The 17,838-nt window shown below is 58.6% G+C and carries 13 protein-coding genes and 2 tRNA genes; 7 read left to right on the top strand and 8 right to left on the bottom strand.

The genetic code is table 11. The features are described from left to right. Positions 1–65: 65 nt before the first annotated feature. The 3 genes from serA (at position 66) to HMPREF2692_RS04110 (ending at position 3,639) form a co-directional block, all read left to right on the top strand. Positions 66–1,652: a phosphoglycerate dehydrogenase gene (gene serA / locus HMPREF2692_RS04120; RefSeq protein WP_070822828.1), complete on the top strand. Its 1,587-nt coding sequence runs from the start codon at positions 66–68 to the stop codon at positions 1,650–1,652. Between the two features lie 87 nt (positions 1,653–1,739). Beyond that, positions 1,740–2,756 carry a 3-isopropylmalate dehydrogenase gene (locus tag HMPREF2692_RS04115; protein ID WP_070732951.1) on the top strand — a complete coding sequence of 339 codons (1,017 nt, stop codon included), beginning with the start codon at positions 1,740–1,742 and terminating at the stop codon, positions 2,754–2,756. 73 nt (positions 2,757–2,829) lie between these two features. After that, entirely contained in the window at positions 2,830–3,639 is an 810-nt protein-coding gene (locus HMPREF2692_RS04110; RefSeq protein ID WP_201040690.1) for a fumarylacetoacetate hydrolase family protein, read from the top strand. Between the two features lie 67 nt (positions 3,640–3,706). Here the strand turns inward: HMPREF2692_RS04110 and HMPREF2692_RS04105 are convergent, their stop codons facing one another. Then, entirely contained in the window at positions 3,707–4,810 is a 1,104-nt protein-coding gene (locus HMPREF2692_RS04105; RefSeq protein ID WP_061922179.1) for an isochorismate synthase, read from the bottom strand. Between the two features lie 139 nt (positions 4,811–4,949). Between HMPREF2692_RS04105 and HMPREF2692_RS04100 the strand changes: the two genes are divergently transcribed. Then, positions 4,950–6,077, top strand: a complete 1,128-nt coding sequence (locus tag HMPREF2692_RS04100; RefSeq protein ID WP_082778595.1) for a CE1 family esterase — start codon at positions 4,950–4,952, stop codon at positions 6,075–6,077. Here HMPREF2692_RS04100 and HMPREF2692_RS04095 read toward each other — a convergent pair whose 3' ends face one another. From HMPREF2692_RS04095 to HMPREF2692_RS04065, 7 genes are read right to left on the bottom strand one after another with little or no spacing between them, the layout of a single operon-like run. Beyond that, entirely contained in the window at positions 6,078–7,445 is a 1,368-nt protein-coding gene (locus HMPREF2692_RS04095) for a choice-of-anchor M domain-containing protein (protein ID WP_070822825.1), read from the bottom strand. A gap of 15 nt (positions 7,446–7,460) precedes the next feature. Further along, entirely contained in the window at positions 7,461–8,327 is an 867-nt protein-coding gene (locus tag HMPREF2692_RS04090) for an anchored repeat-type ABC transporter permease subunit (RefSeq protein WP_061922147.1), read from the bottom strand. Next, positions 8,324–9,064, bottom strand: coding sequence for an anchored repeat-type ABC transporter ATP-binding subunit (locus HMPREF2692_RS04085; protein ID WP_061922149.1), 741 nt, complete (start codon positions 9,062–9,064; stop codon positions 8,324–8,326). Before HMPREF2692_RS04085 ends, HMPREF2692_RS04090 begins: the two co-directional genes overlap by 4 nt. Continuing rightward, entirely contained in the window at positions 9,048–9,983 is a 936-nt protein-coding gene (locus tag HMPREF2692_RS04080; protein WP_082778596.1) for a choice-of-anchor M domain-containing protein, read from the bottom strand. The genes HMPREF2692_RS04085 and HMPREF2692_RS04080 overlap by 17 nt, the downstream gene beginning before the upstream one ends. Before the next feature lie 45 nt (positions 9,984–10,028). Continuing rightward, positions 10,029–11,513, bottom strand: coding sequence for an anchored repeat ABC transporter, substrate-binding protein (locus tag HMPREF2692_RS04075; protein ID WP_061922152.1), 1,485 nt, complete (start codon positions 11,511–11,513; stop codon positions 10,029–10,031). After that, positions 11,513–12,613, bottom strand: coding sequence for a choice-of-anchor M domain-containing protein (locus HMPREF2692_RS04070; RefSeq protein ID WP_070822822.1), 1,101 nt, complete (start codon positions 12,611–12,613; stop codon positions 11,513–11,515). Before HMPREF2692_RS04070 ends, HMPREF2692_RS04075 begins: the two co-directional genes overlap by 1 nt. 56 nt (positions 12,614–12,669) lie before the next feature. Then, positions 12,670–15,021 (bottom strand): choice-of-anchor M domain-containing protein, encoded by a 2,352-nt coding sequence (locus HMPREF2692_RS04065; protein ID WP_070822953.1) that lies wholly within the window; start codon positions 15,019–15,021, stop codon positions 12,670–12,672. A gap of 200 nt (positions 15,022–15,221) precedes the next feature. Here HMPREF2692_RS04065 and gltX point away from each other — a divergent pair, with 200 nt between their 5' ends. The 3 genes from gltX (at position 15,222) to HMPREF2692_RS04050 (ending at position 17,188) form a co-directional block, all read left to right on the top strand. Beyond that, positions 15,222–16,730 carry a glutamate--tRNA ligase gene (gene gltX, locus HMPREF2692_RS04060; RefSeq protein WP_070822820.1) on the top strand — a complete coding sequence of 503 codons (1,509 nt, stop codon included), beginning with the start codon at positions 15,222–15,224 and terminating at the stop codon, positions 16,728–16,730. Positions 16,731–17,008: 278 nt separating this feature from the next. After that, positions 17,009–17,080, top strand: a tRNA-Gln gene (locus tag HMPREF2692_RS04055). A gap of 35 nt (positions 17,081–17,115) precedes the next feature. Next, positions 17,116–17,188, top strand: a tRNA-Glu gene (locus HMPREF2692_RS04050). Positions 17,189–17,838 lie beyond the last annotated feature (650 nt).

Below are 17,838 nucleotides of genomic sequence, written 5' to 3'. Positions count from 1 at the left end.
CTACACTTCCTTGCAACGTATACACGGTTCATGCGTTTGCCCAATACAACCTAACTAAGGAAGTCATGTCGAAGCCGGTCGTATTAATCGCCGATAAGCTTGCCCAGTCCACCGTTGCAGCATTGGGAGACGGGGTGGAAGTCCGCTGGGTCGATGGGCCAAACCGCGCCGAGCTGCTCGCTGCGGTGCCGGAAGCGGATGCCTTGCTCGTGCGTTCCGCCACGCAAGTCGACGCCGAGGTGCTCGCCGCAGCTCGGCGCCTCAAGATTGTCGGGCGTGCGGGCGTGGGGCTCGACAACGTTGATATCCCTGCTGCCACCGAGCGTGGCGTCATGGTGGTCAACGCGCCAACCAGCAATATTCACAGTGCCTGCGAACAGGCGATTGCCCTGCTGCTTGCTACCGCCCGGCAAATTCCTGCAGCCGATAAGTCCTTGCGCGACGGCGAATGGAAGCGCTCCTCGTTCAAGGGCGTGGAAATCTACGGCAAGACCGTCGGAATCGTTGGCTTTGGCCACATTGGCCAACTGTTTGCCCAGCGCTTGAAGGCCTTTGAAACCACCATCATCGCCCATGATCCTTATGCCAATCCAGCGCGTGCTGCCGCTCTGGGAGTCGAGCTCGTGGAGCTTGGGGAGCTTATGCGCCGCGCTGACTTCGTAACCATTCACCTGCCTAAGACGAGAGAGACCGCGGGGATGTTCGACGCGGAGCTGCTTGCTAAGGCGAAGGAGGGCCAAATCCTTATCAACGCCGCACGCGGCGGCTTGGTAGATGAAAGTGCGCTGGCGGAATCCATTAAGGCGGGCAGGCATAGGGGAGCAGGATTCGATGTATTCGAAACCGAGCCGTGCACTGATTCGCCATTATTTCAGCTGCCGCAGGTGACCGCTTCGCCGCACCTAGGCGCCTCGACGGTGGAAGCGCAAGACCGGGCGGGCACGGATGTGGCGGCCTCTGTTCTAAAGGCGCTTTCGGGCGAATTCGTTGCCGATGCCGTTAACGTGTCCGCGGGACACGTGGGCGAGGAAGTGGCCGGTTGGCTGGATCTCGCACGAAAGCTGGGGCTTGCCGCAGGAAAGTTGCTGGGCCAGGCACCGGTTGCCATCGAGGTAGAGGCGCGCGGCGAACTCGCTAACGAGGACGTCTCGGCGCTGGGCCTTTCGGCTGTGCGCGGCTTGTTCAGTGGCGTCGTCGACGAGCCTGTGACCTTTGTCAACGCCATGCAGATTGCACATGCGCGCGGTGTCGAGGTGGACGTGCGGACCCAGGCTGAATCGAAGGGGCAGCGTTCCTCGCTCGTGGTGATGGTGATTGGCGCGGATGGCTCGACCTCCCAGCTGACCGGCGCCATCACGGGCATCGACGGCGTGGAGAAGATCATCCGCATCAATGCTCGTGGCGTCGACATGCGGGCAACGGGCCGCAACCTCTTCTTTAGCTACGATGACGCCCCCGGTGCGCTCGGCACGGTGGGCACCAAGCTGGGGGCCGCCGGGATCAACATCGTGGCGGCTGCACTGACGCAGGGCAAGACGCCAAGCGACGCCGTTCTCATTCTTCGCGTCGAGCAAGAGGTGCCAGACGAGATGGTTGATGACATTAAGGCGGCTCTCGGTGCGGAGTGCGTGCAGCTGGATCTCGACGCTTAAAGAGGGAGGCGGAAATTCGAGAAATAGCGTTGAAGGGTCTGCTAGCCTGATTCCCATATCCATTATGTGAGAAAGGAATCCCGCATCATGAAACTGGCGGTTATTGGTGGAGACGGCATCGGGCCTGAGGTTACTGCGGAAGCGCTCAAGGTATTGCGTGCCGTGCGTGACGATATCGCGGTGACTGAATTTGACCTCGGTAGCCGCCGTTACCTGCGCAATGGCGAGCTTCTCACTGCTGCCGACCTTGAGTCGCTGCGTGAGCATGATGCGATTTTGCTCGGCGCCATCGGCGCGCCCGATAAGGTTGCGCCTGGCATCTTGGAGCGGGGCCTGCTTTTAAAGCTGCGCTTCGAGCTTGACCATCACGTCAATCTGCGCCCTGCCAAGCTCCATCCCACGGCAACCTCGCCTTTGGCAAACCCGGGGGAGATTGACTTCGTGGTGGTCCGCGAGGGCACCGAAGGTCTCTATTGCGGCAACGGTGGAACTTTGCGGGAAGGCACCAAATATGAGGTGGCTTCGGAGGTTTCCCAAAACACCCGCTTTGGTGTCGAGCGCGTTGTGCGTGACGCATTCGAGCGGGCGGCGAGCCGCCGTAAGCATTTGACTCTGGTGCACAAGACCAACGTCTTGGTCAACGCGGGTGGGCTGTGGCAGCGCACCGTCGACGAGTTATCCGCGGAGTATCCCGACGTAACCGTGGATTATCAACACATCGATGCTGCGACCATTTTTATGGTGACGGATCCTTCGCGCTATGACGTCATTGTTACCGATAACCTCTTCGGCGATATCCTTACGGATTTGGCCGGTGCCATCACGGGCGGTATCGGGCTCGCAGCCTCTGGAAACATCGACGCCTCAGGCGTGAATCCTTCCATGTTTGAACCGGTGCATGGCTCGGCGCCGGACATTGCGGGTAAGGGGATCGCCGACCCGACTGCGGCCATTTTGTCGGCGGCGATGCTCCTGCGGCATCTCGGAGACGATGCAAATGCGGTGCGGATTGAAGCCGCTGTGGAAGGCGACGTCGCCAAGCGGGGCAATGAAACGATCCATACCGCAGAAGTCGGCGACAGGATTGCGGCCGCGCTAGCCTAAGCTCGGGTGTGAAAAGAATTTACATGCACCCTTAGCTAACGAGTGAAGAACGCAAATTGGTAGCATGGCCGTTATGCGTTTAGGACGAATAGCTCACCCAGAAGGAATCTGCTTTGCCATCATTGACGGGCCGAAGGATGCCCCACTCGAGGAACTAACGGCAAAGGAGATTGCCGGTACTCCGTTTACCACTCCAGAACCGACTGGCCGCGAGTGGAAGCTGAGCGAAGTTCGCCTGCTAGCTCCGACCCTGCCAACCAAGGTTGTAGCGCTTGGCCGAAATTATGCAGACCATGTTGCGGAGGTCTTCAACGAGTCCGCCGAGCACCTCCCGCCGACAATTTTCATCAAGCCTTCCACCGCAGTCGTCGGCCCGAACGTGCCAATCAAGATCCCGGACTTTGCCACCAAGGTGGAGTTTGAGGGCGAGTTGGCCGTTGTGATCTCCAAGGTTTCGAAGAATATCAAGGCTGAGAACTGGAAGGATCACGTCTTGGGCTACGTCATCTGCAATGACGTCTCTTCCCGCGATCTGCAGTTCAAGGATGGTCAATGGGCGCGTGCGAAGGGCATCGATACCTTCTGCCCGCTGGGTCCATGGATTGAAACCGACTTGGACTCATTGAATCTGGATGATCAGAAGATCAATGCATACCTGACTCACGATGGTAAGCGCGAGCAGAAGCAGGACTCCAACACTGACCAGATGATTGTGAAGATGGGCGGAATTCTCGAGGAAATCTCCGCCTCCTATACGCTGCTGCCTGGTGATGTCATCACAACCGGATCTCCGGCAGGTACCGCACCGATGTTCCCTGGCGATACGATTGAAATCGAGATTCCGGGACTTGGCACGCTTAAGAACCCGATTGAAAAGGCTTAAAACTTAAAGCCTTCGTTGCCTACTCGCGAGGAATTCGAGGAGCATTACTCACAACGCGGACGTGGTTTTAAAGGCCCAACGCCCGCAGAATGGTGCGTAGCTTTGCGGTGGTCTCAGCCAGTTCCTCCTGCGAATTAGAGGACTCGACAATTCCGCCGCCGGCCCACGCGCGGGCGCTAAGGCCGTTGCCGGCTACTTCGGCGCAACGGATGGCGACCATGTACTCGCCGTCGCCGTTGTTGTCGCACCAACCCACGGTGCCCGCGTAGAAGCCGCGATCGGTTTCTGCGGTTTCGATGAGTGCCTGGGCGGCCTCGGTGGGCGTGCCACAGATTGCCGGGGTGGGGTGAACCAGCATGGCAAGCTCCAGTGCGGTCAGCTCGGGTTCCTTCAAGGTGCCGGCGATAGGCGTGCCCAAGTGCCACATCTCATTGGTGTTGATCAGTTCCGGGGTGCTCGGTGCATCGAGAGTGGTGCACAGCGGACTGAGGATGCGGCGCAGGTGATCGACCACAAAGGAGTGTTCGTGGAGATCTTTTGCTGAACGTAGCAGGTCCTGTCCCGCAAGATGGTCGCGGGCTTTGTCAGCTTGGCGTGGCGCAGAGCCTGCTAGCGGGAAAGCGGTGACAGTCGAGCCTTGTTTCTTGACTAGAACCTCTGGGGAGGCGCCGACCAGCGTGGCGCCCTCACGGCCCGCCGGGGTGAGATCGGCGATGAAGCCGTCATGGTTCGTGGAGAGATCAATAAGGCGCGCAGCTACCAAACGTGGGTCTACGGCTTCAGTGAATTCGATATCGACGGCCCGCGCTAAAACCACCTTGTCAAGCTTGGAAGTTTGAATTGTAGCGATTGCGGCGTCGACGCGGCGCAGGTGCTCCTCGGGTTCCGGGTCGAATCCAGTAACTCGTGCGTTGAGTTTTCCTTGGCGGTAATAGGCTGGCGGCTCGAGCGGGCCGTCCTCGCGAATAATAGATTTCGGCTCGGTGAGTGCGGCTGGCTCGTCTGTGTTGAATGGCAGTGCGCCGACAATCATTTCTGCAGACTTATCGCGGAGTGCGCCTATTGCTTCCTCGACGTCAGTGAAGGTGCGTTGAGAACCCTGTGTGCGTACCGATCCCGTGGCTCGGGAGAGCAAAAAGTCAGGTGCGGTGGCTGGTTTGTTCTCGTGCATGAGGATCAAGCATACTTCCTTGGAGAAATTTGACAGAATCCCGTGTGTTGAATGAGGTCTGTGTGAAAAGGGTGATTACTGTGTCAACAGCGATCTTTTCCCTACCAAAGGAGTCCAGGTGCTTAGCCCTCAAAACTGGATGAATAAGCTTAAACGCTCAGCGGTATCCCTCGCCGCCGCGGCCATCGTCGTCAGCGCGCCTGGTTTCGCCGCCGCTCAGGAAGCGCCTGCTCCGGCACCAGCTCCAGCACCCGTTCCGGCCCCTGCACCAGCTCCAGCCCCCGCTCCTGCTTCTGCGCCAGCCCCGGTATCAGCACCTGCACCTGCACCTGCTCCTACGGCTGATGGCTCTCATCTGATTCCTGAAGGCGTTAAGGAATCGACCCCGGCGGTATCGCCTGAGCCGGCAACTCAGCCGCAGCTGCCGCCAGAAAATGTCAATCCTGCCGCACCAGCCGAGCCGGTAGTCCCAGCGGACCCGACCGTGAACCCAATTCAGCCGATTCCAAACGGCCAGATGCGTTCTATCAACATGGAGCACGAGGGCAAGACTCGCCGCTACCTGCTGCGGATTCCGAACAACTACAACCCAGACGTGGCAGCACCGGTACTCTACGGCTTCGGCGGTTGGGAGGATTCCCCAGAGAACTTCTCCGGCTACAACCGCATGGGAAATACTGGCGCCACTAAGGAAGCGATCATCGTTTACCCTGAGGGCTTCGAGCGCGCTTGGGAGGCTGCGCCGTATGCAAAGACTCACGACGGCGAGGATATTCGCTTCATTCAGCGCATCTTGGACGACGTCGACAAGGATTACCGCGTTGACCGCTCCCGCGTTTATGCGATGGGAATGTCCAATGGCGGCGGCTTTACCTCTGTTCTGGGCTGCCACGCGCAGGAGACCTTCGCTGCTGTGGCAACAGTCTCCGGCGCTTTCTACAATCCAGTCGAGCAGAACTGCGTTGACGCCCCGATGCACACCCTCATCATGCACGGAGTGAATGACCGCATAATGCAGTACGAGGGCGGCACCCGTCACGAGGCCGGCTACCTACCGGTTCGTGAGGTTCTCGGCGGTTACCTCAAACGCAACCGTTGTGACATGACTTTCCAGGCTGAGCAGAACGGCCCAATGGCTGAGCGCCTGCGCTTTAACAACTGCCTGAAGAACGTTGAGCTCCTCAAGGTCAAGGGCGACCACACCTGGTGGTACGAGCCGGACACTTCTAACGAGGTGTGGAACTTCCTTTCTGATAAGCGCAAGTAACTAAAGGATCTGCTGGGTTTGGCCTAGTTCCTGTGCCTGATTGCGCTTTGGCTTTCGGAAGAACTGAGCCCAAATAAACAAACCGGTGCCCAAAAGCAATGCGAATGCACCGATACCGGAGAGAACGCCGGCCCAGAAGTTGAGCATCGGGACGCCATAGCTTAATTCTTGTGCATCCGTTTCTACATAGCCTTGTCCGTCTTCGGCGGCAAGGCTATTTCCATGTCCGGGGCGGTGTGCGCTTGCCGACGCCTTCTTCTTTTTCTCTGTTTCCTTTTGTTCGGACTTCGATGGTGCTGACTTGGTTCCAGTGTTAGTGGGTCCTGCCGTATTAGCCGAGCGGACTGCTGGCTTGCTGCCCATAACCGTGCCGCCTGGCGTCGATTGTGGCTGTGGGTTAGCAGCCTTCTTTTCGGTTTGGGCCTTGGTGGTGTCCTTGGCCTTGGACTTGTCCTTGTTCTTGTCCTTGACCTTGTCTTTGTCTTTTTGCTCGGTCTTGTTCTTGCTTTCGTTCTTGCTCTTGTCAGACTTGGCTTTAGGCGCCTCCGTGGCAACCATCTTGTCGGCCTCGTCGAGGGTCTTATCGAGGGCCTTGTCGAGGGTGCCGATGGCCTTTGCGGTATCGTTGATGTCAGTGGTCAACTGTCCAGCCTTGCTCTTTGGGCCAGAGTTGCCTGCGGAGCTGCCGCCCCAATCGAGCTCACAGAGCTCTGAATCATCGGTTGAATTGCCCACGAGGAACGGGGCGTCGAGTGAGTGCTCGGAGCCGTCCGGGAGGGTGAAGGTAAAAGTGACGGCGTAGGCGCCCGGCTGGGTGAAGCCGAAATTGACGTGGGTATGGGAGCGTGGGTAATCCCATGTCATGCTCGGGTCTTCGCTATCGAGTTTGAGCTCTGAGTCGCTCAAGTCGCCGGTTTGCCAAGCGAGGACGCGGCCGCCCTCAGGTGCGTCGTGAAGCTCCATGGATAGCTGAGCGGTTTCATCCTCAGTCATGTTCGAAAGGTGCAGCAGCGAGAAACCGAACCACGGGCGGTCATGGTCTTGGTCTTGGGGAAGCAGCCATGCATCGCCAGAAATGCCGGGGAAGCCTAGCTCGTCGAGAGAGCCCGTCATGTTGTCATCGACTACCACGACGAAATCGCGGGAGTCACGCTCGACGTGCTCACCGGAGCTGTCGTCGTCCACGGTAAAGCGCAGCGGGCCGTCGTCGTCGCGCACTGCGACATCCTGGTGGCCTTTTTCGATGTGGTAGCTATCCGCCACGGCGCAGGTATCCTCCGCGAAAGCCTGTGGTGCGGAAAGGCCTAGGAAAGTCGCAGCGCCGAGGGCGACGACGGTGCGTGGTACGCGGGAGTGCGATAAAATCATGTGGGGTAGTCCTCTCTATGAGTTGGTCTTGGATTCGGAAGTCTTCTTCTGAAGAATCGGGGAGATTGCCCATGCCGCAAGGAAGAGGGTGGTAAGCACGAGCACGATGGTGGCGCCCGCCGGTAGGTCGATGGCCCACGCCAAGTAGATGCCGGTGAAGCTCGCGAAGATGCCTATGGCACTGGAGGTGAGCATCATCGTGCCCAGCGAGTTGGTTAGCAGGCGGGCAGTAGCCGCGGGAGTGATAAGCAGTGCCAGCACCAGGATGTTGCCGATGGTTCCCACCGAGATGACCACCGCGCCGGTTACGCAGAGGTAGAGCACGATGTCGAGGGCGAAGACGGGAAGGCCCATCGCGCGTGCCGTTTCTTTGTCCAGGCAGTTGGCCGTAAGTTGTGGGCTAAGCAATGCGATGAGGCCCACGATGATCACGGTGACTGCAGCGGCGGTGTAGAGATCCGCTTTCGATACGCCGGTCAAGGTGCCGAAGAGAAAGCTCGTCAGCGATGCGGTGTAGCCCTCAGTCCGAGAGATGATCACCATGCCGAGGGCAAAGGAAGCCGCAAAGAAGATTCCGATGACGGAGTCGGCGCGCACGCTGCGGCGCTGCGAAAAGCAAGCGATGAGCAATGCTACGACCGTGCCGGCAACCGCCCCACCCAGCAGGATGGATCCCTGCAGGGCAAAAGCAACCGCCAGGCCCGGGAACACCGCGTGGGAGACAGCATCGCCGATGAAAGCCATACCGCGCAGCACCACGTAGCAGCCCACCACGGCACAGACCACCGCAGACAGCATCGAGATACCCACCGCGCGAGCGAGGAAGTCTAGCTGCGGGTTAGCCAGATCGCTAAAGAAATCAAACAGGGAGACCTCGATCATGCGGCCACCCCAATCGCGGAAAGGAGCGGGGAATCGGTGCTGACGCCGAAGGCGGCGGTCCAGGCGGCGGCGTCGCCAAGCACTTGCTCAGCAGGGCCATCCGCAGTGATTTCCTTATTGAATAGCACTAAGCGCTGGCACGTGTGCGCAGCCTCCGCCAGATTGTGCGTGGACATGATGATGCTCGTGCCACCTGCGCAGAGCTCGTCGAAAAGGTAGAGCAATGCTTCCGTATTGGGGGCATCGAGACCCGTGAAAGGCTCATCAAGCAGGAGCACCTGCGGATTTGTGGCTAAAGCGCGCGCGATGAGCACGCGCTGGCGTTGGCCACCGGAAAGCTCAGCGATGGGCCGCTTTGCCAAGTGCGTGAGGTTCGTCAGCTCCAGCGCGCGCTTGGTCGCTGCGTGGTCTTTGGCGCGGGGCCTGCGGAACCACCCAATCAATCCCGTGCGTCCGTTCAACGCCGCCTGATAGACGTTGATGGGAAAGTCCCACTCTACGTCGTGACGCTGTGGCACATAACCCACCGACGCCGCGCACTGAATGTGCCCGCTGGCAGGAACCAAGCCCAGGATTGAGCGCATCAACGTCGTCTTGCCGGCGCCGTTGGGGCCCAAAAGACCGATGAATTCGCCAGGGTATACGCGCAGCGATGCATCGTTGATAACGCGGCGCCCGCTCAAAGTCACGCGCACGTGTTCTAGATCTATCAGTGCTTCCTTAGTCTTGGTCGGCATGCTTGCCTTTCTTGCGCGCTGCAAAAATAAGAAGGAAAGCCGAGACAATAAGCACGACTGCGCCGACTCCGAGCAATACCCAAATCCATCCAGCGATGGAGGAAGAGGATCCTTCTTGAGCAGCCTCTGGATCCCACTCGGTGGCGTTGGCCTCAGTCACGTCGGTCTCTGCTCCAACCGCGAAGGTCAAAATGCCGTCGGTGCTGAAGTCTTCTCCATTTTTGGTCTTTCCCTTAAGGCGGATACCCACCTGGTGGATGCCCGGCTCAGTGAAAACCCAGTTGGCGTGGGTGTGGGTGTTGAGGTCTACCCAGAAATCCTCGCGCTGGTTCTTAGCGGTGGACCAGAGCACCTGGGGTGCTTCGAAGCCGCCATTTTGGAGGAAGAGCGAAAACTCGCCCGGGCCGGTGTGACCGAGGAACTCCATGTTCACGCCGCGGTCGGCGGCATCGATAAGCGAGGGTGCCTGGGTATTCCAGCCCACCCAGGGAACGCCTGCTTGCTCCGTCTGCGGGATGACCCAGACGTTCTCGCCAGCATTGCCGCCGACGAAGCCGAATTGCTCATCGTCTGGGAGCGCGAGTTGGGCTTCGTCGCCTACTTTGAACACGACGTCGTCAAGCTCGCGCCATACGGGCGTGGCTGCGGAATCGTCGCGGGCGAGGAAATGCGCGCCTTCGCCTGTAAACTGCGCGCCGACGTCCACGTGGCCATGGTCGATGATTGCCTCGGTGCCTGCCGGGGCGAATTCCTCGTCGTCTTTGACCACCTGGGCGAGGTCACCGGCCCATGCACTAGGCGCCGGGATGGCGGCGGTTACCAAGACCGCAACGAGAACGGCCAAGCACGCATAGACCACCGACACGCTCGCGAGGATGCGGCTTAGCGGCCCAGTGGCTTTCGCGGAAGTTGAATTCATTTGTGGATTCCTTGTTTCTCAGAGATTTTCTTTAGGTGTGACTGGTTAGGGCGAAGGGTTAAGGCAGCGGTGGAGCGTCTGCGCATTGGTGCGCATCATGTCGATGTACGTCGGAGCCTTTTCATCCAACGCGTCGCCGTAGATGGTGCAGACGCGGATTCCTTGTTGCGCGGCTGCCTCGGTGAGCGTTGCTGTGCTTGCTTGTTGTGTTGGCTCTACAAAAACGGCCGGTAGGTGCAGGTTCTCCAACGTCCTGCGCAGCGCAATGACATCGCGCGGGGAGGGCTCGATGGCAGGATTCGGGGTGATAAAGCCTGCGACGTGCATGCCGTAGCCCTGGTCCAGGTAGGCATAGCCGTGATGCGGCGTGACCAGATGGCGCTGGGCCTGCGGGATGGAGGCTATTTGCTCGGCCACGAAAGCGTCGGTCTCCTTCAGCTGCTTGATATACGACGCCGCGCGCTCGCGGTAGGCCGCACCATGGGTGGGGTCTGCCAGCGCGAGGTTATCGGCCACCACCTCGGTTTCTGCGATGACATTGTCGACGTTGTGCCACAGGTGTGGGTCAACCTCGCCATGGATGTGCTTGCCCAGCACGGCTTGGGGCAGGAGATAGGTCTCGCTGCCCGGACGGCCCAAGAAGCGATACGCCGGATTCGGCGGAATCGGCTGCAACGTTGAAGAAGGCAAAGCCACCGCAGTGGTGTTGGGATCGAAGTGGGCGCCGTTATCCTGCAGATCAATGGACCCCGCTGCGATATTCGCGGTGATGTCCACGTGCCCCTCATCGTGTGTGCGCATTTCTTCTGGGGGATTAACGCCCACGGCGACGGTGATATTTTGCACCGCGGTAGCGCCGTCTTCAGAGTGGGCCTTAAACCCAATGCGATAGATACCGGGTTTGGAAAAGCCCCACGAGACATGCGTGTGCGCGTTAGCGGGCAAGCGGGCGGTGTCCTCATGATCGTTGATACCGTCCGCGCTGTTGAACAGCACCTCCGGCGTACCGAAGGTGGATACCACGTAAGCTGCCACGTCACCGGGACCCTCGGCAGAGACCATGCTGAGCTCCACCGCGTGCGAGTTGGCCGGGGCATCCTGGATGCGCAGTCCCAGCCACACGGTATCGAGGGCAGTGTTTTCCACGAGCGGAACGAGCTTCGCGCCGCGGGTGGAAGCCTGGTCTGCGACCTCGATGACCGGGACATGCGTGGTCTCCCGCAAGGTATCCATGAGCCCTTGCGGCTCAAGCAGATAGCCGTTTGCGAACGCGACGTCTGCGTTCGCCGCGTTACGGATGGTGCGCAGCGAAGGCTCAAAGGTATGCGGGTCTTTACCTGCAGGGATAAGGGCGGTGACGTTGGCGTCTTCGCCTGCAACGTGGCTAACGACGTCCGCGAGAATCGGCGTTGTCGCCACGACATTCAGACCCTCCGGCGCCTGCCCATCACTTGGGGCCGCGCAGCCGGCTATGAGAGCCACGGCGCTTAGCGACGACGCGACAGCCCAACGATTGTTTCGGTGCAGCATTAGTCCTGAACCTTCGCCAGCACCCAGCGCATAACACCAAGGCCCAGCATCAACATGCCAACGCCGAGCAACCCCAAGCCCCACGGCAGGTAGTTGGGGGCTTCAACGAAGTCGTCGCCCGCCGATTGCAAAGCCACATCCGAGCCATCTTCCTGCGCACCCGAGTGCGACTTGTGGCCCCGACGCACATGCTTGCGCGACTTTTCGCGGCCGGGCTTGCCCGAAGACTTTGCGTCCGAAGAGTGATTACCTGAGGCCGCACGATTGCCGCTTGCATTGGCACTGCTTAGTGCTCCACCAGCAGAAGACAGGGAACCTGCCGGAGCAGAATGCCCGTCGGACTCGGCATCCGAATCAGTGGAATCGGATTCGCCTTCGACGTCGTCGAAGTCCTCGTCTTCAACGTATTCTCCATCTTCTTCGCCTGCGGCTTCACCATCACCTACGGACCAGGTGTAGGTGACCTTGTTACTGGTATCGCCATTAGAAGAAGCCTGCACAGTCATCGTGTAAGTTCCTGGCTCGCTAAACGCCCAGTTGACGTGGCGATGAGCAGGGTAGGGCTGATTGATGACCTCGCCGCTGCGCAGCTCCAAGTCACCGGAGTCAGTAACAGATTCAATGTCACCGAAGCCCGTTGTCTCGAAGATGTAGACCGCACCAGGCCCACTAACATCCACGAAGTTGAGGTCAACGTCCTTGTAGCCTGCTTGCTGTGCCTTCTGGGTATCCCAGCCCGGCCAGATGATGTCCGACTTCTGGGTCTGCGGCAGAAAGTACGTGGGCGTGCCGATGGCGTCCACGCTCTCGGTGGCATCAGACCACGCGTTTTCGTTGACCCGCAACACTACGTCATCGCCGGGACGCTCGACCTCTGAGCCGGTGATGTCTTCCTTCATCGACAGTGAGAGCTGGCCATCCGGCGCAGTGACGTAGAAGACGTCGACGTGACCGGAATCAAATTCCGTCTCTTGGGCCTGCGCCGCAGCAAGCGGCATCGAAAAGACTACGAGCATCACCGTAAACAACCAGCCCAGGGTGCGACGGTAAAGCGCAGGCCGAGGTACGACCCGGGACGGCATAGGAGAGAGTGTGTCCATAACTATTTAAGTCCTCTGCAATTAACAAATGCGGTTTAGGAACGATCAGGGCCTATTTAGCGACCAGTGATTCCCTTTACCCAGTAATCAATCTCCGCGCGGTGATCATGGATGAAGTTCAGCGCTGCCTGGAAGATGGTCGCCAGCACGAGCGGGAGCACCAGGCTCCACGGGCTGAAGGAAGAACCTTCAGCAGAAGAACCCTCCTTCTCTTTCTCTGGCTTGGGTTGTGGCTTCGGCTGCGGCTTTGGCTCTGGTTTCGGTGCTGGCTTGTCTTTACCGCAGTTGTTGGTGGCCTCGTCGCCGATGGTGAATAGGAGCTCTTGTGGCTCAGATTCGACCTTCTTGCCGTCGGTGGTGGTGGCGGTGTAGGTCACGTCGAACTTGTAGACGCCTGGCTTGCTGAAGGCCCAGTTGGTGTGGGCGTGTGATGGGAAGACGGTATCGACGGTGAAGTCGTCCTTGTTCGAATCCACGAGGATCTGGTCCTTGCCGCCGAGACCGCCGGTGGTCCACATGCCAAAGGTGGCGCCTTCCGGCATCTCCTTTGGCTGCAGGTTCAGGTGCACCTTACCGTCCTTGAACTGCGAATAATCAAGCTTCTCAGTGTTGTAGCCCGGCCAGATGATGTCGCGGTTCTGCGTTTGCGGCAAGACATAGGTCTTTTCGCCGACTGGGTTCATGAAGTCGTACTCGGCACCTCCGAACTTTTCGGGGCGCTTCATCAGGGCGTTGTCGCGCACGGAAATCACGACGTCGTCAAGCCGGCGCATCACCATCTTGTTTGCACCGATGTTGGTTTCGTCCTTGAGACGCAGATCGAAGTTATCGTCCTTTCGAGTGGCCATGATGTCGATGTGGCCGCGGTTCAGGACGAGCTTTTCGTTGCACGTGGTTGAAGGATCGGCAGCGCCTTCTTCCTTCTCGCCTTCCTCACGCTTGTCGGCGTCCTGGTGCTGTGGGGAAGTACCCAGAGCACCGTCCTTTTCGAAGGTCTTACCGAAGGCATAGGAATCAGCGACGACGACCGAGCCGGACTCCGCTTTGACCGTCGGATGCGGGTTCAGCGTCAACTTGAGCTTGTAGTCGTCATAAAAGGCCGCCTCGTCCACAAGGAACTCGCCGTGGCCGTTGGTAACAGCGCCCGTGAAATCAAGAGTGGCGATATCGCTGTCGTTTTCGTAGAAGCCGCCGCTGATAAAGCCATTGAAGTTCTTGTCCTCAGTATCGACGACGACCTTGGATGCAGACTTGCCGGCCGGCTCAATCTTGGCCTGAAACTTCTTGCTCGTTGGAGTCATCTCCTCCTGCGGCGCAAGCTTGCGCACGTTGTGGGATTCTTCCCACGCATCGGCAGACTTGGTCGAATTCGTCGAATTTGTTGCGCCTGGAGCGTATTCAACCTGTTGCGAGATCCATCGTGGTTCCGAGCCTTCCGGAGTAAAGACGGCCTGGATGTTCGATTTTTCCGGGCCCAGGAATTCGTCCCACTCGGCCTGGCCATCGGTTACAGGCAGATCGGTGAGGAAATAGCCGTCGATAAGCAGCGTCAGCGTGCCTGAAGCCTTGTTTTCTGCATTGAAGCTGATGGTGGACAGGTTCTTGTCGCCGTCCTTTTCAGGATTGGACTTCGGCGAGATGTCGAGCTTGTAGCCTGCCGCAGAGGCATCGCCGTCAGTCGCGGCGTCGTAGCGCTCCCGCAAGGAAGGAGTCGTGTTATCGGCAGGCTTCATGCCTCCTACCTGTAGGGAAGTGGTGGTCGGCTCCGAGGCGACGAGCGTGCCGTCCTTCTTACGCGCGGTGGTGCGGTAGGTGACCTCGTAGCGGCCAGGCTTGGTGAAAAGCGTGTAGTTATGGGTGTGGGAGCCTGCGTGCAGCATCGAAGAATACGCGGAGTTCGATGTGGTGCCGATGAAGCGGTCGAGGCCGCCCTCGGAGTCGCGATACCTGAAAAGCTCGAAATCGCCAGGACCGTCTACCGAGAGGATGTCGAGCGAGGCGAAGTTATCGCGGAAGTCATCTTCAGGCAGCCCGGAATCCGCGCCGAAGCCAAGCCAGATTGGATCGGCGCTGCCCAAGATGTTGGCTGGTGCCGTGTAGTAGGTCTTGCCTGCTTGACCAATGAAATCGAAAGCGCCGTTGTCCGGCAGAGTGAATTGGTATTGGTTTCCTCCGTCGACATTCCAGCCCTTGCCGATCCACGCGACGGTGTCTGCTAGGTCTGTGGTGGTGGAGTTATGCTCAGACTTGAGCGTGAAGTTATCGTCTTTCCAAAATGTTTTGGGGGAATCGACGTGTCCCTGTGTGGCGATTGCCTTTCCGTCGTCGGGCCCGGCGAAGGCCGGTGCCGGGGTGATAAGCGAGAGAGTAGTAAGGATGGCTAGGTAGCGGGTGCGAGAACGTGCCACAGCGTGGAGACCTTTCTTCAGTTCTGATCCAAGGTCTTCACTATAGAAAATAGTTTCCATTTTGTTTAAGCAGCCTGATGTAGATTGTGAAACCGCTGGCAGAAACTATTGAATTCTATTTTCAGTTACCCCATTTTGGGTGAAGCCGTGGAAGTGACGGGAGTTGGGTGGTGGCGCTGGCCTAAAGGGCCTGCACTACCATGGTGGGCATGACTGAAACTACTTCTGACGTACGCGTACGTTTCTGCCCATCGCCCACCGGCACCCCGCACGTGGGCATGGTTCGTACTGCGCTTTTTAACTGGGCATACGCACGCCATACTGGTGGCAAGCTGGTTTTCCGCATCGAAGACACCGACGCTGCACGTGACTCCGAAGAGTCCTACCAGGCCATCATTGACTCCCTGAAGTGGCTGGGCATGGACTGGGACGAGGGTGTTGTGACGGGTGGTCCGCACGAGCCTTACCGCCAGTCCCAGCGCATGGACATCTATGCCGATGTCCTGGAGAAGCTGAAGAAGGGTGGCTACGTCTACCCGGCTTATTCCACTGCCGAGGAAGTGGAAGAGCGCCACAAGGCGGCCGGCCGTGACCCGAAGCTGGGCTACGACAATTACGACCGCGATCTCACCGACGAGCAGATTGCGGCATTCGAGGCGGAAGGCCGCAAACCAGTGTGGCGCCTGCGCATGCCGGAGCAGGATTGGACCTGGAATGACCTCGTTCGTGGTGAGTTGACCTTCAAGTCTGAGACCCAGCCGGATTACGTCGTTGCACGTTCCAACGGCGCGCCGCTTTACACTCTGGTTAACCCGGTCGATGACGCGCTGATGGGCATCACGCACGTTCTGCGCGGTGAGGACCTTCTTTCCTCCACTCCGCGTCAGCTGGCACTGTACGAAGCGCTGAAGGAACTCGGCATCGCTAAGCAGACCCCGGAATTTGGCCACCTGCCGTTCGTTATGGGCGAGGGAAACAAGAAGCTGTCCAAGCGCGACCCGCAGTCCAACCTCTTTAACCACCGCGACGCCGGCATCATTCCGGAGGGCATGCTCAACTACCTGTCCCTGCTGGGCTGGTCCCTGTCTGCGGATCAGGACATTTTCTCCGTGGACGAGCTCGTTGCGAACTTCGATGTGGAAGACGTTCTGGGTAACCCGGCTCGCTTTGACCAGAAGAAGCTGGAGGCCATCAACGCCGATCACATTCGCCTGCTGGAGCCCGAGGTCTTCGCGCAGCGTCTGCGTGATTACCTGACCGAGTACACCGATTTCCCGGCAGATTATGACGAGCAGAAGTTTGCCTTCGTGGCAGACCTGGTGCAGACCCGCATCAAGATGCTTGGCGACGCCTATGGTCTCATGAGCTTCCTGGTTACTCCGGATGCCGAGCTGGAGCTCGACGAGAAGTCCGCAAAGAAGAACCTCAAGGAAGATGCGGTGCAGCCGCTGGAGGTCTCCATTGCTCGCTTGGAGGAGCTGGAGGAGTGGAAGACGGATGCCATTGAGTCTGTACTGTCCAAGGCCCTCATTGAGGAGCTTGAGCTGAAGCCGCGCAAGGCCTACGGAGCTTTGCGCGTAGCTATCTCCGGCCAGCAGGTCTCCCCGCCACTGTTTGAGTCCATGGAGCTCCTGGGCAAGGAGTCCACCCTCAATCGCTTGCGTGCCGCTCTGGCTGTCACGCCGTTCCAGGCGCCCGCGCAGCAGTAGTGGCAAAGCTGTAGCTACTAGCTGGCGCTTCTCGTGGCCCCATTCCCGCAATGCGTTGGGAGTGGGGCCGCGTCCGTTTTGGACAGTCGGAAGCAGCGGCTGGCGCAAAGCGCAACGTTGTAATTAGAACGCGCTAAAACGCACCTTTTCAAGTTCAAAAAGCTGCGATGACGTGGCGATTTGTGTGAAAACCGAAACGGTGGCTATAGTAATAAACCGTTGCAGCGAGCAACGCCGCGGGGTTCGCCTCCAAGGTGGTTAAAAGCTCAAAGCGATGATGGCCTATGGTGTAATTGGCAACACAACGGTTTCTGGTACCGTCATTCTAGGTTCGAGTCCTGGTAGGCCAGCAGTGATACTGCTTCAAGTCGTATCACAGTTCTAAGCCCCGTTCGTCTAGCGGCCTAGGACGCCGGCCTCTCACGCCGGTAACACGGGTTCAAATCCCGTACGGGGTACAAATTAAAAATCTCGAAACACTTTCGTCGAAATTCGTCGAAGATTGTGTTTCGAGATTTTTCCTATGTTGGCGGCGCGGACCGGTCCTTGTTTACCCCATACCAGCGCGCTAAATCTCGAGCACTTTTTGTCTTAGGCTTTAGTACCAGGGGAGGGACCACTGGGAAGTTCTCCAAAGTGCTTCCGCGGCTGATATTCGGTGCCTAGACTGCAGATATAAGCAGTTACCGGATGAAAGGAGAGTAGATGGCGGATATTGAAACGCATCATTTTCACCGACGCTACTCTAACGCCTTCGACTAGGCAGCATCGCTAGAATCCACAACTTCCTTTTAAACCAACTCTCGTAGAAGTAGGAGCCTAAAGCGAATGCTGTTAGACGTTAAGCGTCATCCCGAACCCGAGTTGGCACGCTAAATTTCCAGGCTCTGTCTATCAACAGATTGCAAGCGGAATAACCACTGATTCGATCCGCGCCCAGCCTAAGAGAAAGCAAGCTGCTAACCACGCAAGAAAAGCGCCAAAGGGTTCGGGATTTTCTATTGCTAGCAGGCGATTTGTTTAATTGTTTACGCATCGTTTACTCTTAACAAGTCCGCAACGGACAGCTAAGCGAGCCCCGTTCGTCTAGCGGCCTAGGACGCCGGCC

This window comes from Corynebacterium sp. HMSC036D03, from assembly GCF_001836185.1.
In the GTDB taxonomy this organism is placed as follows: Bacteria; Actinomycetota; Actinomycetes; order Mycobacteriales; family Mycobacteriaceae; genus Corynebacterium; species Corynebacterium simulans.
The sequence above is the reverse complement of the archived record's forward strand: the minus strand, read 5'-3'. Positions and strand labels throughout refer to the sequence as shown.